Origin of the sequence: Pantoea sp. Tr-811 (assembly GCF_011752535.1) — a bacterium.
In the GTDB taxonomy this organism is placed as follows: Bacteria; Pseudomonadota; Gammaproteobacteria; order Pseudomonadales; family Pseudomonadaceae; genus Aquipseudomonas.
Genome location: NZ_VWXJ01000026.1, coordinates 26,723 through 40,784, shown reverse-complemented (window position 1 = coordinate 40,784; position 14,062 = coordinate 26,723). Strand labels below are relative to the sequence as shown.

The 14,062-nt window shown below is 64.9% G+C and carries 14 protein-coding genes and 1 pseudogene; 6 read left to right on the top strand and 9 right to left on the bottom strand.

All coding sequences use genetic code 11. The features are described from left to right. Nucleotides 1-230 precede the first annotated feature (230 nt). A complete protein-coding gene (locus F3J44_RS27075; protein WP_167069482.1) occupies nt 231-1,553 on the top strand; it encodes a dicarboxylate/amino acid:cation symporter in 1,323 nt (440 codons plus the stop codon). A gap of 193 nt (nt 1,554-1,746) precedes the next feature. Here F3J44_RS27075 and F3J44_RS27070 read toward each other — a convergent pair whose 3' ends face one another. Beyond that, nucleotides 1,747-2,241 (bottom strand): SprT family zinc-dependent metalloprotease, encoded by a 495-nt coding sequence (locus F3J44_RS27070; protein WP_167069484.1) that lies wholly within the window; start codon nt 2,239-2,241, stop codon nt 1,747-1,749. Between the two features lie 134 nt (nt 2,242-2,375). Beyond that, on the bottom strand, nt 2,376-2,972 hold the full coding sequence (locus tag F3J44_RS27065; RefSeq protein WP_370526476.1) for a Yip1 family protein: 597 nt from the start codon (nt 2,970-2,972) through the stop codon (nt 2,376-2,378). 266 nt (nt 2,973-3,238) lie between these two features. Between F3J44_RS27065 and ttcA the strand changes: the two are divergent. Both ttcA and F3J44_RS27055 read left to right on the top strand, forming a co-directional pair. After that, nucleotides 3,239-4,015 (top strand): annotated as a pseudogene (gene ttcA, locus F3J44_RS27060) (tRNA 2-thiocytidine(32) synthetase TtcA); the annotation flags it as partial. A 52-nt stretch (nt 4,016-4,067) separates the two neighbouring features. Then, nucleotides 4,068-4,739: a DNA-3-methyladenine glycosylase I gene (locus tag F3J44_RS27055; RefSeq protein WP_167277514.1), complete on the top strand. Its 672-nt coding sequence runs from the start codon at nt 4,068-4,070 to the stop codon at nt 4,737-4,739. A 72-nt stretch (nt 4,740-4,811) separates the two neighbouring features. Here F3J44_RS27055 and F3J44_RS27050 read toward each other — a convergent pair whose 3' ends face one another. The 3 genes from F3J44_RS27050 to arsC are packed head-to-tail and all read right to left on the bottom strand — an operon-like array spanning nt 4,812 to nt 6,173. Next, nucleotides 4,812-5,225: a DUF2069 domain-containing protein gene (locus F3J44_RS27050; protein ID WP_167277513.1), complete on the bottom strand. Its 414-nt coding sequence runs from the start codon at nt 5,223-5,225 to the stop codon at nt 4,812-4,814. Continuing rightward, entirely contained in the window at nt 5,218-5,823 is a 606-nt protein-coding gene (gene wrbA / locus F3J44_RS27045) for an NAD(P)H:quinone oxidoreductase (protein WP_167277511.1), read from the bottom strand. The genes F3J44_RS27050 and wrbA overlap by 8 nt, the downstream gene beginning before the upstream one ends. Next, the gene (arsC, locus tag F3J44_RS27040) at nt 5,820-6,173 is read right to left on the bottom strand and encodes an arsenate reductase (glutaredoxin) (protein ID WP_167069495.1); all 354 of its coding nucleotides are present in this window, start codon (nt 6,171-6,173) and stop codon (nt 5,820-5,822) included. Before arsC ends, wrbA begins: the two co-directional genes overlap by 4 nt. A gap of 85 nt (nt 6,174-6,258) precedes the next feature. Between arsC and F3J44_RS27035 the strand changes: the two genes are divergently transcribed. Further along, entirely contained in the window at nt 6,259-6,723 is a 465-nt protein-coding gene (locus tag F3J44_RS27035; RefSeq protein WP_167069497.1) for a TlpA disulfide reductase family protein, read from the top strand. A 115-nt stretch (nt 6,724-6,838) separates the two neighbouring features. On the opposite strand, the gene F3J44_RS27030 is transcribed toward F3J44_RS27035, so the two are convergent. The 4 genes from F3J44_RS27030 to F3J44_RS27015 form a co-directional block, all read right to left on the bottom strand. Further along, a complete protein-coding gene (locus tag F3J44_RS27030) occupies nt 6,839-7,243 on the bottom strand; it encodes an META domain-containing protein (RefSeq protein ID WP_167069499.1) in 405 nt (134 codons plus the stop codon). Then, a complete protein-coding gene (locus F3J44_RS27025; RefSeq protein WP_167069501.1) occupies nt 7,240-7,677 on the bottom strand; it encodes a hypothetical protein in 438 nt (145 codons plus the stop codon). Before F3J44_RS27025 ends, F3J44_RS27030 begins: the two co-directional genes overlap by 4 nt. A gap of 31 nt (nt 7,678-7,708) precedes the next feature. Then, entirely contained in the window at nt 7,709-8,698 is a 990-nt protein-coding gene (locus tag F3J44_RS27020) for a 2-hydroxyacid dehydrogenase (RefSeq protein ID WP_167277510.1), read from the bottom strand. Nucleotides 8,699-8,887: 189 nt separating this feature from the next. Further along, the gene (locus F3J44_RS27015; protein ID WP_167277508.1) at nt 8,888-11,647 is read right to left on the bottom strand and encodes a response regulator; all 2,760 of its coding nucleotides are present in this window, start codon (nt 11,645-11,647) and stop codon (nt 8,888-8,890) included. 193 nt (nt 11,648-11,840) lie between these two features. Between F3J44_RS27015 and F3J44_RS27010 the strand changes: the two genes are divergently transcribed. Continuing rightward, nucleotides 11,841-12,557 (top strand): response regulator transcription factor, encoded by a 717-nt coding sequence (locus F3J44_RS27010; protein ID WP_167277507.1) that lies wholly within the window; start codon nt 11,841-11,843, stop codon nt 12,555-12,557. Nucleotides 12,558-12,560: 3 nt separating this feature from the next. After that, nucleotides 12,561-13,955, top strand: coding sequence for a sensor histidine kinase (locus F3J44_RS27005; protein ID WP_167277501.1), 1,395 nt, complete (start codon nt 12,561-12,563; stop codon nt 13,953-13,955). Nucleotides 13,956-14,062: the final 107 nt, after the last annotated feature.

Below are 14,062 nucleotides of genomic sequence, written 5' to 3'. Positions count from 1 at the left end.
CGCCACACCCTCCCGCGAAATTGCCCTGTCATTGGGCATCCACACCCAGCAAACAGGGCATTTGCACCCTGGATGGGCATTTTGGCATCGCCCTTGCTATCTCATTGGCAGAGGCCTGCCCAGGCAGCTCGAACACAACGACAAATCCCTCCAGGTGCAGGAGGGTTAGCGATTCAGGTGCCCAACCACCCTGGGAAGGGTGAAGCCGGCACACTTGAGGAAAATTAGCCATGACGACACGTCAGCCGCTGTACAAATCCCTGTATGTCCAGGTGTTGGTCGCCATCACCATCGGTATCCTGCTCGGCCACTATTACCCTGAAACCGGCGTCGCCCTGAAGCCGCTGGGTGATGGCTTCGTCAAACTGATCAAGATGGTCATCGCGCCCATCATCTTCTGTACCGTGGTCAGCGGCATCGCCGGCATGCAGAGCATGAAGTCGGTCGGCAAAACCGGCGGCTACGCGCTGCTGTACTTTGAAATCGTCTCCACCATCGCCCTGATCATCGGCCTTGTGGTCGTCAACGTGGTCCAGCCGGGCGCCGGCATGCACATCGACGTCACCACCCTGAACGCCAGCAGCGTGGCCGCCTATGCCGCCGCCGGCGCGCAGCAGACCACCGTCGGCTTCCTGCTCAACGTCATCCCCAACACCGTGGTTGGCGCCTTCGCCAACGGCGACATCCTGCAAGTGCTGATGTTCTCGGTGCTGTTCGGTTTCGCCCTGCACCGCCTGGGCAGCTACGGCAAGCCAGTGCTCGACCTGATCGACCGCTTCGCCCATGTGATGTTCAACATCATCAACATGATCATGAAGCTCGCGCCTATCGGTGCGCTGGGCGCCATGGCCTTCACCATCGGCCAGTACGGCGTTGGCTCGTTGGTGCAACTGGGCTACCTGATGGCCTGCTTCTACATCACTTGCCTGCTGTTCGTGCTGGTGGTGCTGGGCGGTATCTGCCGCGCCCACGGCTTCAGTGTCCTCAAGCTGATCCGCTACATCCGTGAAGAGCTGCTGATCGTGCTGGGTACTTCCTCCTCGGAATCGGCCCTGCCACGCATGCTGGCCAAGATGGAACGCCTGGGTGCGAAGAAATCGGTGGTTGGCCTGGTGATCCCGACTGGCTACTCGTTCAACCTCGACGGTACTTCGATCTACCTGACCATGGCCGCGGTATTCATCGCCCAGGCCACCGACACGCACATGGACATCACCCACCAGATCACCCTGCTGCTGGTGCTGCTGGTGGCCTCCAAGGGTGCTGCCGGCGTGACCGGTTCGGGCTTCATCGTGCTGGCTGCCACCCTGTCGGCGGTTGGTCACCTGCCGGTGGCAGGCCTGGCGCTGATCCTTGGCATCGACCGCTTCATGTCCGAAGCCCGCGCCCTGACCAACCTGGTCGGCAACGCCGTGGCCACCGTGGTCGTGGCCAAGTGGGTCAAGGAAATGGACAACGACAAGCTGGCCTCGGAACTGGCTTCCGGCGGCGGCCCGCTGGTCGATACCCGTCCAACCGACGACCTGGGCGTGGCTGAAGGCCCATCGCGTTGAGCGTGATGATGTGAACAAGAAGGCGACCCTCGGGTCGCCTTTCTTATGCCTGTGTCGGACCCTTCGTGGGGCAATCTAAATATCTAACGGATATTTTTGTAGGAGCGGGCTTGACCCGCGAAGCAGGCACCGCGGTGCATGGCACTGGCTTCGCCGGTGTTCGCGGGGCAAGCCCGCTCCTACAGCAGCAGGGCTATTCGACGCGGGTTTCCCCGCTGTACACCAGAATCGCCCGGCAGCGCCGGCACAGGTATCGGCGCCCCTGCCTGACCAGCTTGTGCCGCTGCGCAGTGAACGGGAAATCACTTTCCGGGCACGGGCAGCGGTAGATGTAGCGCGTCACCACCCGCCGCTGCACCTCATAGTTGTGGCAGCGATTGGGCGGCAGTTCATACACCCCGCGCATGATCAGCTGCCATTCCTCGCCATGGGCCTGGATACGGTCACCGAACAGTTGGTGGGCCACCAGGTGCGCCACCTCGTGGGCCACGGTCTGGCGCAGGAAGTCTTCCTGGTTGTCGCGGTACAGCTGCAGGTTGAAGCGCAGCAGGTTCTCGTGCAGGTGCGCAACGCCAGCCTTCTGCCCGCGCAGCTTGAAGCTGACTTCCGGGCGGGGGAAGGGGCGTTTGAAGAAGGCTTCGGCTTGTTGGTAACAGGTTTCGACGCGTTGTTTAAGCAGCTCGGGCATGGCGGGGCGGTTCTCCTGGCCGGGCATTATGCCGCAAGCAGGGTGCGGCTGCCGAGCCACCGGTCAGCAGCGGCCCAGGCAGACAAAGGCCGCCTTGCGGCGGCCCCTGGCTTGATGCCCCAGTGTTGGTCACTCTAATTGGTATACATCGGCCCCACGCCCAGGCCCCAGATGATCACGGTGGCCGCCATGATCGCCACCAGCACCACCAGGCCCACTGCCAGCACGGAGCTGGAGAACAGGAAGCCTTCGTCGGTCGGGATGTTCATGAAGGTCGGCAAGCCGACATACAGCAGGTAAACGGTGTAGCAGATGGCTGCAGTCCCCAGCAGCATGCCCAGCCACAGGTGCGGATAAAGCGCCGCCAGGCCGCCCAGGAACAGGGGCGTGGCCGTGTAGGTGGCGAACGCCACGCACTGCGCCATGGACGGGTTGGCGTCGTAGGTGCGCGCCATCCAGTGAATGAACGCGCCCATCACCGCCACCCCGGCGAGCATCGCCACGTAGGACATGATGCTCATCCACACTGCGCTTTCCATGGTCAGCATCACCGCTGGCCGCCCGCCAATCACCCAGCCCACCTGGGTTGTGCCGATAAACGCCGAAATGGCAGGGATCGCCGCCAGAATCAAGGTATGCGTCAGGTACATGTGGCTGATGCTTTCTTCTTCGCCACGAATTTCCCGCCACTCCTGGTCGGGATGGGTAAACAGCCCCACTACGTGATGAATCATGCCGGTCACTCCTCTCAGTGTTGCCAACCGCCCCCCACATGGAGCGCAAGCGGCCCGAGGCCAGGAAACCGTAGCAATGCGGTAATGTGGCCTTATTTCGCAGTATAGGAAGCCCGTTACCGCGTCCACCCGGCTTTTTAGAGCAAATTGCACTGTCGGGAAGGTTGCTGATTCCCTTGAAGTCTTTGTCGGAATCCCTACAGGTGCGCGTGGTTTGTGCGTAAAATAGCCGGCTTTTGTCACACCTCGCGGATCCAAGCGCTATGGGCACCCTCTCGGTCAACCAGAACAAACTGCAAAAACGCCTGCGTCGTCTCGCCGGCGAAGCCATCACCGACTACAACATGATCGAGGATGGCGACAAGGTCATGGTCTGCCTGTCCGGCGGCAAGGACAGCTACACCATGCTCGACGTTCTGTTGCACCTGCAGAAGGTGGCACCGATCAAGTTCGAGATCGTTGCGGTGAACATGGACCAGAAGCAGCCGGGCTTCCCCGAGCACGTGCTGCCGGCCTACCTGAAGGAACTGGGCGTCGATTACCACATCGTCGAGAAAGACACCTACTCGGTGGTCAAGGAGTTGGTGCCCGAAGGTAAAACCACCTGCTCGCTGTGCTCGCGCCTGCGCCGTGGCACCCTGTACACCTTTGCCGACGAAATCGGCGCGACCAAGATGGCCTTGGGGCACCACCGCGACGACATCGTCGAAACCTTCTTCCTCAACATGTTCTTCAACGGCGCGCTCAAGGGCATGCCGCCGAAGCTGCGTGCCGACGATGGCCGCAACGTGGTGATCCGCCCGCTGGCCTACTGCAGCGAAAAGGACATCCAGGCCTACTCGGACATGAAGGAATTCCCGATCATCCCGTGCAACCTGTGCGGCTCGCAGGAAAACCTGCAGCGCCAGGTGGTCAAGGACATGCTGGTGGACTGGGAGCGCAAGCACCCAGGCCGTACCGAGAGTATCTTCCGTGCCATGCAGAACGTGGCGCCGTCGCAGTTGGCCGACCGCAACCTGTTCGACTTCACCAGCCTGAAGATCGACGAGAACGCCACCCCACGTTTCCTCGACGTGGTGAACCTCTAAGCCCATGCGTGATTACCAGTGGCTGCATGAGTATTGCCTGAACCGCTTCGGCTCGGCCCAGGCACTGGAAGCGTTCCTGCCGCAGCCGCGCACCCCGGCGCAGTTGCGCGGCATTGGCGATGATCGCTACCTGTCGACCCTGGCCCTGCGCGTGTTCCGTGCCGGGCTCAAGCACAGCCTGGTGGATTCCAAGTGGCCGGCGTTCGAGCAGGTGTTCTTCGGCTTCGACCCGGAGAAGGTGGTGCTGATGGGCGCCGAGCACCTGGAGCGGCTGATGCAGGACGAGCGCATCATCCGCCACCTGGGCAAGCTCAAGAGCGTGCCGCGCAATGCGCAGATGGTTCTGGACATCGCCAAGCAGCAGGGCAGTTTCGGCGCGTTCATCGCCGACTGGCCGGTGACCGATATCGTTGGGCTGTGGAAGTACCTGGCCAAGCATGGCAACCAGCTGGGTGGGTTGTCGGCGCCACGGTTCCTGCGCATGATAGGCAAGGATACGTTCATTCCCACCGATGACATGGCGGCGGCGCTGATCGCGCAGAAGGTGATCGACAAGCAGCCCACCAGCCAGCGCGACCTGGCCCTGGTGCAGCAGGCGTTCAATCAATGGCACGAAGAGAGTGGGCGACCGCTGTGCCAGTTGTCGGTGATGCTGGCGCATACCGTCAACCATTGAATCCGGCGTGGCCCATTCCCCCTGTAGGAGCGGGCTTGCCCCGCGAATGGGCCGCCAAGCGGCCCCCCGATGTCAAAGCCCTTCACCCGCCATACGCCGCTCGAACTGAAACTTCCAGCGCACATACAAAAGCCCGGCAATGAACAACCCCAGGCTCACCAGCACTTCAAGCCAGCCAAACACCGCCCGCCCCGGGTCGAACGCCGCCAGCACGCCCTTGATGAAATAGATGTTCACCACGAAACACGTCCAGGCATGCGCCCGCGCGCTGCCGCTCAGCATGCCCGGCAGCAACAGCAGTAGCGGCACCAGCTCGATCGCCAGAATCACCCCGACCCGCGCCCCATGCAGGTTGGCGAACCACAGGTTGTTCACCACCAGCAGCGCGATCAAGCCAAGGTAGAAGGCCAGGCTCAATGCCCGCGTCAGGCGCAGGCGCGGGGCCAGCCATTGCAATGGCGGCAACACCTTGGGCTTTCTAGCCACGCGCGGCCTCCAGGGCCTTGGCGGTGCTTGCTAGGCGTTGGCCCAGGGCACGGCACAGGGCGATCTCGTGCGGGTCCAGTTCACGCTTGCCGTCGGCGCCGGCATGGTGGCTGGCGCCATACGGCGTGCCGCCGCCGCGGGTTTCCAGCAGCGCCGACTCGCTGTAGGGCAGGCCCATCACCAGCATGCCGTGGTGCATCAGCGGCAGCATCATCGACAGCAGGGTGGTTTCCTGGCCACCGTGCAGGCTGGCGGTGGAAGTGAATACCCCCGCGGGCTTGCCAACCAACTCGCCCCCCAGCCACAGGCTGCTGGTGCCGTCGAGGAAGTATTTCAACGGCGCTGCCATGTTGCCAAAGCGCGTTGGGCTGCCCAGCACCAGGCCGGCGCAGTGGCGCAGGTCGTCGAGGGTCGCGTACAGCGCGCCGCTGGTGGGGATGTCCGGGGCCACCGCTTCGCATTCGGTGGAAATGGCCGGCACCGTGCGCAGGCGTGCTTCCAGGCCGGCCAGCTCGATGCCGCGGGCAATGTGCCGGGCCATCTCGCTGGTGGCGCCGTGGCGGCTGTAATACAGCACCAGGATGTACGGCGCACTCACGGCAGGATCTCCAGCACCTTCTCGGGTGGGCGGCCGATCACGGCCTTGTCACCGGCGACCAGGATCGGCCGTTCGATCAGCTTGGGGTGCTGGGCCATGGCGTCGATCAGCTGCGCATCGGTGAGTGCCGGGTTGGCCAGTTCCAGGGCCTTGTATTCGTCTTCACCGCTGCGCAGCAGTTGGCGCGGGGTGATGCCCAGCTTGCCGAGCAAGGCCTTGAGGGTAGCGGCGTCGGGCGGGGTTTCCAGGTAGCGCACGATGGTCGGCGCCAGGCCGCGTTGTTCAAGCAGTTCCAGCGCGCCGCGGGATTTCGAGCAGCGCGGGTTATGATAGAGCGTCAAGTCAGTCATGTCGGGTCGCATCCAGCTGGGTGTGGCGGCTATTCTAACCGCAGCGACTGACCTATTTGCTTGAAACTTCGAGAAGGATTGACCCATGGCAAGGCGTCTGGCAGCAGTACTGGCCATCACCGCGAGCCTGTTGCTCGGTGGTTGCGGTGCCGATTACGGCATGGACCAAGATGGCAAGACGGTAAAGGCAGAACAGATCGATGGGCACTGGGTGGTGCTCAATTATTGGGCGGAGTGGTGCGGGCCGTGCCGCACCGAGGTGCCGGAACTGAACCAGGCGGCCAAGCAGTGGGCGGCCGAGGGCATCAAGGTGGTGGGGGTGAATTTCGATGGCCTGCAAGGGCCGGAGCTCAAGCAGGCGGCCGATGCGTTGGGCATCGGGTTCACCGTGCTGGCCCAGGACCCGGCCGAACGCTATGAGCTGCCACGCAGCGAGGCCTTGCCGGTGACCTACATCATCGATGACAAAGGCAAGGTGCGCGAGCAACTGATGGGCGAGCAAACCCTGGAAGGGCTGCAGGCCAAGATCAAGGCCCTCAAAGGCGCCTGACCCATTTGGGCCGCTTTGCGGCCCTTCGCGGGCGAGCCCGCTCCCACAGGTACTGTGCAAATCCCTGTGGGAGCGGGCTCGCCCGCGAAGGGCTGCAAAGCAGCCCCAATCGCCTCTAGCCTTCCTCAGGCCAGAACCGCAGCGGCTTGCCCTCGGCGGGCCAGAAGCGCAGTTGCTCGGTCTTCGACACATCCCAGCGCTGCACCGTCTCCAGCGCCTGCAGGAAGCGTTTTTCCTGCTCCATCAACGCCGGCGCGCACAACTTGCGGGTTTTGCCGACCTTGCCAAAGCTCAGTTGCTCGCCATCGAGCGTGTAGGGCGCGAACCAGTGGTTGCAGCCGGCATTGCCATAGGCGCGGCCATCGCTGGCCAGGGTCAGGGTCAGGTGGCTGTAGTCGATCAGCGGGCGTTCGCCGATCCACTCCAGCACATAGCTGCGCTCCTGTTCGAGCTTGGAAGGTTCGGCGGCGCAGCCGAGCAGGCCGCTGGCAACCAGCAGGCCGGTCAGCAGATGCTTCACTCGGCGCTCTCCTGGCAACGCGGGCACAGGTGCTTGTCGCCACGGCTGGCCCAGCCCAGCTCGGCAACACGGGCGCTGGCGGCTGGCTGGCGGGCCTGCTTGCCGAGCTTGGCGTCCACCGCGAACTCGAAGTCCAGCACCGCGTCGCAGCTGTCGCACTCAACTTTCCAGGTGAGGATTTCCAGCTCGTTGAACACCGGGCCACTGGCCACGGCAACCCACTGGCCACGCGGGTTGATCAGGTGGCGCACGCTCTCCACGGTCAGGCGCATGGCCAGGTCCTTGCTGCCCTTGAGGGTCACTACCAGGACATCGCCCTTGTGCATCGAGCCACCGTTGCCGGTGACCTGGTAACGGCCCGGCAGCAGGGCGCGGCACTCGATCAGGGTGTGTTGCGGGTTGAAAAGGGTGTAGCGGAAATCGTGCTCGACCATGGGTCCTCCAGAAATGCCGCGTATCCTAGCATCAACCGCTGACCAGATTCTGCGGATTGCCCGCCGCCCAGCGGATGATGTTGTCCAGCGTGGTGCTGGCGATCGCGGCCAGTGCTTCCTGGGTCAGGAAGGCCTGGTGGGCGGTGATGATCACGTTGGGGAAGGTCAGCAACCGGGCCAGGACGTCGTCCTGCAGCGGCTGGTCGGAACGGTCCTCGAAGAACAGCTGGGCTTCCTCTTCATACACGTCCAGGCCCAGGTAGCCGAGCTGGCCGCTTTTCAGCGCGCCGATCAGCGCCGGGGTGTCGACCAGCGCGCCGCGGCCGGTGTTGATCAGCATGGCGCCGGGCTGAAGCTGGGCCAGGCTTTGCGCATTGATCAGGTGCCGGGTGTGCTCGGTGAGCGGGCAGTGCAGGCTGATGATGCGCGCTTGCTGCAGCAGTTCGGGCAGCGGTAGGTAGCGGGCGCCGAGGGCCAGCAGTTGCGGGTTGGGGTAGGGGTCGTAGGCCAGTAGCTGGCAGCCGAAGCCGGCCATGATCCGGGCGAAGGCCTCGCCGATCTGCCCGGTGCCGACCACGCCGACGGTTTTGCCGTGCAGGTCGAAGCCGGTCAGCCCGTGCAAGGTGAAGTCGCCTTCGCGGGTGCGGTTGTAGGCCCGGTGCAGGCGCCGGTTCAGCGCCAGGATCAGCGCCACGGCGTGCTCGGCCACGGCGTGCGGCGAATAGGCGGGCACCCGCACCACGCTAAGGCCCAGGCGCTTGGCGGCAGCCAGGTCGACATGGTTGTAGCCGGCCGAACGCAGGGCGATCAGGCGCGTGCCACCGGCGGCCAGGTGTTGCAGCACCTGGGCGTCGAGTTCGTCGTTGATGAAGGCGCAGACCACCTCGAAGCCCTGGGCCAGGGCGGCGGTGTCCAGGGTCAGGCGGGCGGGCTGGAAGTGCAGTTCCAGGGCGCTGGCCTGGGCGGCTTGGGTGAAGCTTTCCTGGTCGTAGTGCTGGCTGCTGAACAACAGGGCGCGCATGGTGGGGGTCCTTTTAGATCAGGCGTTGGTGAGCGATTGCGCGCCGCTGCGCGGCGCATCGCGAGCTCTGCTCGCTCCTACCAAGGCGGTGGCGGGTCAGAATCGGTAGGAGCGAGCGAAGCTCGCGATGCGCCGCACAGCGGCGCTCGATCTCACAGGCGCCACATCCCTCAAACCGCCCCCAAACGCTCACGCGCTCAACCGTGCCTGGGCCGCCAGGCGGTTGATGGCGGCATCCAGCTCATCCAGCGCCTGCTGCGCCTGCGGATTCTCCTGCTTGAGCAATGTCTCGCTGCGCTGGCACGCCGCGCGCAACTGCGGCACCCCGCAATAGCGCGAAGCCCCATTCAACCGGTGCACCTGCTCGATCAGGGTAGTGCGGTCCTCGGCCTCCCGCGCGGCATGAATCGCCCTGCGGTCGCTTTCCAGCGATGCCAGCAACATCGCCAGCATGTCCGCCGCAAGGTCCGGCTTGCCAGCCGCCAGGCGCAACCCTTCGTCCGCGTCTAGCACCGGCAGCTCGTGGCCTTCGTCCTGCAACTCGGTAGCCTGCTCCAACGGCGCCGCTCCCAAGCTCAAACCGGTCCACTTCATCACCACCTGGGCCAGCTGGCGCTCGCTGATCGGCTTGGTCAGGTAATCATCCATGCCGCTGTGCAACAGCGCCCGCTTCTCGTTGGCCATGGCATGGGCGGTGAGCGCAACGATCGGCAGCGGGCTGCTGCTCTGGGTGTTTTCCCACAACCGAATTTGCTCGGTGCAGGCACGCCCGTCCATGCCAGGCATTTGCACGTCCATCAGCACCAGGTCGAAGGGCTCGGCCTGCACCGCCTGCACGGCGGTGTAGCCATTGTCGACCGCCACCACCTCGGCGCCGAGGTCTTCCAGCAAGGTCTGCACCAGCAGCAGGTTGGCGGCGTTGTCGTCGACGCACAGAATTCTCGCCCGGCGCTCGCCGCCGTGGTTGTGCCCCGGCTCGCCCAACTGGCGGCGCGGCTGCACCAGTTCCAGCAGCAGGCGGCGCAGCTTGCGCGTGCAGGTCGGCTTGGACAGCAGCTGGCCATGGCCATTGGGCAGGAAGGGGTGGTACAGCGCCTGCTCGGTGGTTGGGCACAGCACCACGCACTGGCAATTGAAGCGCTCCAGTTGCTGGTGGTACTGGCCAAGCTGCTCGGGCGAGAGGTTGCCCAAGTGGGCCCCGAGCACGGCGAACTCGAACGGCATGCCGGCCTGGAACCCGGCCTGCACGCCTTGCAGCAGTTGGTCGAAGGTGGCGAACAGGCTGACGCTCAGGCCGCAGTCCTCCAGTTGATGCTCCAGGGCCTGGCGCGCCAGTTCATGGCCGTCGACGATGGCGGCGCGGCGGCCCAGCAGCGCCTGCAACGGCTGGTCGTCGATGTCGTCGTGGGCCTTGGGCAGGCTCAGGCTGATCCAGAACTGCGAACCTTCGCCGGGTGTGCTGTCGACGCCGATCTCGCCGCCCATCTGCTCGATCAGGCGCTTGGAAATCACCAGCCCCAGGCCCGTGCCGCCTGGCTGGCGGGCCAGCGAGTTGTCGGCCTGGCTGAAGGCCTGGAACAGGGTGCGCACATCCTGGGGCGACAGGCCGATGCCGGTGTCCTGCACGCTGATGCGCAGTTGCGCACTGTCTTCATGCTCGTCTTCAAGCATGGCGCGCACGACGATGGTGCCTTCACGGGTGAACTTGATCGCATTGCTCACCAGGTTGGTGAGGATCTGCTTGAGCCGCAACGGGTCGCCGATCAGCGACGATGGCGTGTCGCGGTAGATCAGGCTGAGCAGTTCCAGCTGCTTGGCGTGGGCGGCGGGGGCGAGGATGGTCAGGGTGTCCTGAACCAGGTCGCGCAGGTTGAACGGAATGCTGTCGAGCACCAGCTTGCCGGCCTCGATCTTGGAGAAGTCGAGGATCTCGTTGATGATCCCCAGCAGGTTGTCGGCGGATTTTTCGATGGTGCTCAGGTAGTCCAGCTGCCGCGGGGTCATCTCGCTTTTCTGCAGCAGGTGGGTGAAACCGAGGATACCGTTGAGCGGGGTGCGGATTTCATGGCTCATGTTGGCCAGGAACTCCGACTTGATGCGGCTGGCCTCCAGGGCTTCCTTGCGCGCCATGTCCAGCTCGATGTTCTGGATCTCGATGGTTTCCAGGTTCTGGCGCACGTCCTCGGTGGCCTGGTCGATGCTGTGCTGCAGTTCCTCGTGGGCGCTGTGCAGGGTTTCGGCCATGCGGTTGATGCCACGGGCCAGCTCGTCCAGTTCATGGCTGCCCATGGCGGGCAGGCGTTCTTCCAGGTGCCCGTCCTTGAGCTGGTTGACCGCGTGCTTGATGCGCGCGATCGGGTTGTTGATGGTGCGGCTCATGCGCATCGCCAGCAGGCCGCTGAGGGCCAGGCAGGCGAGAATCAGCAGCACGCTGGTAAACAGGTTGCGGTAGCCACGCAGCAACATGCCATCGTGGGTCAGTTCGATCTCGACCCAGCCCAACAGGCGCTCGGCCTCGGCGGGTACGGCGTCGGTGGCAAGGTCGCGGTGGTGGCCGAACACCGGCATCAGGTAGCGGGTGGCATCGTTGCTGGTGCGCTGCAGCAACTGGGTGCCGGTGCCGCCGCTGGGCGCCTGGTTGATCATGCTTGGGCCGGCATGGGCCAGGCGGCTGCGGTCCGGGGCGAGGAAGGCCACCGCGCGCACGTCGGGCTGCTCCAGGGTTTGCGAGGCGATGCGTTCCAGCTGCGCCGGCGTCTGTTTGGCCAGGGCAGGGGCGGCCAGCGGCGCCAGCTGTTCGGCAATCATCTTGCCGCGTTGCAGCAACTGGGTGCGCAGCTGGTTCTGCTGCAGCCAGGTGAAGTAGCTGCCCAGCACCAGCGCCATCAGGCTGGCTGGCAGCAGCGCCAGCAACAGCACCCGGCTTCTGATTCCCAAACGATCGAGCACACTCGCCTCCTGTGATGTGCCTGCATGCCGTCGGCGCAGCGACGGACCAAAGCGGAAAGTTACTCCGCTGGCGGTGCTATTGCACCCTTTGTCTGCCAATTGTTGATGCACTCGCGGCATTGGTCGTGGAGCGGTTGCCTGGAAACCGGGCATGCACAATAATCGCGCAACTGAGAATGGATGGCAGTTGCCAATGAATCCTGTAACTAATCATACCTCCAGCATCCTGGCCATCGAGGACGATCCGGTCCTGGGCGCCTACCTGCACGAAGAGCTGCAGCGCGGCGGGTTCCAGGTCACCTGGTGCCGCAATGGCCTGGACGGGCTGGAGACGGCCGGCCGCCAGGCGTTCGACGTGGTGCTGATGGACATCCTGCTGCCGGGCCTGAACGGCCTGGACGCCCTGGCCGTGTTGCGCCAGCGCAGCAGCACGCCGGTGATCCTGATGTCGGCGCTGGGGGCCGAGGCCGACCGTATCAGCGGTTTCCAGCGCGGCGCCGACGACTACCTGCCCAAGCCGTTCAGCATGGCCGAGCTGCAGGTGCGCATCGAGGCGATTCTGCGCCGGGTTGCCCTGGAGCGGCGCAACCAGCCGCTGCTGGATGCCACCAGCGACCAATTGCAGTTCGACGAAGGCCTGTGCGATGTCAGCCTGGCCGGGCAGTGCGCGGGCCTGACGCCCAGCGAGTACCGCCTGCTCGACATCCTGCACCGCAACCTCGACGAGGTGCTGAGCAAGGCCTTCCTTTACCAGCAGGTGCTGCAGCGCGGCTACTCGCGGCATGACCGCAGCCTCGACATGCACGTCAGCCAGATCCGCCGCAAGCTCAAGGGCATCGGTTACCACGAGCGGCAGGTGCGCACGGTGTGGGGCAAGGGCTACGTGCTCAGTGTCGGCGAGGCAGACTGAGCCATGCTCGACCGCCATTCGCTGTTCTGGAAACTGGCCATCCTGCTGGTGGGCTTCTGCCTGCTGATGATTGGCCTGAGCTACACCTGGGGCCGGCACATGGAAACCCAGAACGCCTTTCTCGACGAGCCGGCCCGTGAGGTGCTGCGCGGCTACGCCAGCGAGGCCGAGCAGGCCTGGCGCAGCGGTGGCCGCGAAGGGCTGGACCGCTGGGTGGCGTTGATGCACGGGCGTGAACATGGCTGGGTCGGCGTGCTCGACCCTAGCCTGCGGCCCTTGAACAGCGCCGTGCTCGGCCCGGAAATCATGCAGCGGCTGACCCGCCTGCGCGGGGTGGACTGGCCGATGAGCCGGCGCAGCATCGCCCAGCCCTGGCTGCGTATTCCGTTTCCAGGGGCACCGGAGCAGGGCATGCTGATCATCGAACTGCCGCAGCGGCTGAACCCCGGGCATTACCGGGTGGCCTGGCAGGTGGTCACCAACGGCATCATTCCCGGCCTGTTCACCTTGCTGCTGTGCGTGGGCCTGTACCGCATGCTGATCGTGCCGCTGAACCAGTTGCGCGAGCAGGCCAATGCCTGGCGCGCCGACCAGCTCTCGGCGCGGCTGGACTCGCGCACCATCGCCCGCCACGACGAGTTGGGCGAGCTGGCCCGCGCCTTCGACCAGATGGCCGAGCGCCTGCAGGGCACGGTGGCCATGCAGCAGCAGTTGCTGCGCGACTTGTCCCACGAAATGCGCACGCCGCTCAGCCGCCTGCGCGTGGCCTGCGACGGCGAAACCGACCTGGCCCGCCTGCGCGAACGCCTGGTCCGCGAGGTGGACTGCATGCAGCAACTGGTGGAAGGCACCTTGCAACTGGCCTGGCAGGACGCCGAGCGGGCCCCGATGAACCTGGAGCCGATCCAGGTGCCGGCGCTGTGGGAGTTGCTGGTCGAGGATGCCCGCTACGAAAGCGGCTGGTTACCCGAGCGCCTGCGCTGCGAGGTGGCCAACCACTGCTGGGTGCAGGGCAACCTCAACCACCTGGCCCAGGCGCTGGAGAACATGCTGCGCAACGCCATCCGCCATTCGCCGGAACATGGCGTGGTGCGCCTGGGTGGGCAGCGCGAGGGCGGGTACTGGCGGTTGTGGCTGGAGGATGAAGGTGGCGGGGTGGCCGAGGAGGACCTGGAGCGGATCTTCGCGCCGTTCTCCCGGCTTGACGGCTCGCGGCCGGGTGACGGCGGGTTTGGCTTGGGGCTGAGCATCGCGCGCAGTGCGATCCAGCGCCAGGGCGGGACCTTGTGGGCTGAGAATGGCAAGCGTGGCCTGCGGCTGTGCATGCGGTTGCCGGTGCATGTGCCGGCCCCAGCGCGGGACAAGCCCGCGCCTACAGGGGTACCGCAAGCCCTGTAGGCGCGGGCTTGCCGTGAAGCAGGCGACACCCTTATAGCGTGTAGCTATAGCAACCACAGATTGCGTGATATGGCCGCAGGAGGTTTGCCGGTATGATAGGCGCCCCT

Excerpts from the sequence above, each read along its gene's own strand:
- F3J44_RS27020 (WP_167277510.1), bottom strand. The coding sequence starts at position 8,698 with ATGCGCGCCCTGTTGTTCAGCAGCCAGCACTACGACCAGGAAAGCTTC.
- F3J44_RS27070 (WP_167069484.1), bottom strand. The coding sequence starts at position 2,241 with ATGCCCGAGCTGCTTAAACAACGCGTCGAAACCTGTTACCAACAAGCC.
- F3J44_RS27025 (WP_167069501.1), bottom strand. The coding sequence starts at position 7,677 with ATGGTCGAGCACGATTTCCGCTACACCCTTTTCAACCCGCAACACACC.
- arsC (WP_167069495.1), bottom strand. The coding sequence starts at position 6,173 with ATGACTGACTTGACGCTCTATCATAACCCGCGCTGCTCGAAATCCCGC.
- F3J44_RS27075 (WP_167069482.1), top strand. The coding sequence starts at position 231 with ATGACGACACGTCAGCCGCTGTACAAATCCCTGTATGTCCAGGTGTTG.
- F3J44_RS27005 (WP_167277501.1), top strand. The coding sequence starts at position 12,561 with ATGCTCGACCGCCATTCGCTGTTCTGGAAACTGGCCATCCTGCTGGTG.
- F3J44_RS27055 (WP_167277514.1), top strand. The coding sequence starts at position 4,068 with ATGCGTGATTACCAGTGGCTGCATGAGTATTGCCTGAACCGCTTCGGC.
- F3J44_RS27035 (WP_167069497.1), top strand. The coding sequence starts at position 6,259 with ATGGCAAGGCGTCTGGCAGCAGTACTGGCCATCACCGCGAGCCTGTTG.
- F3J44_RS27010 (WP_167277507.1), top strand. The coding sequence starts at position 11,841 with ATGAATCCTGTAACTAATCATACCTCCAGCATCCTGGCCATCGAGGAC.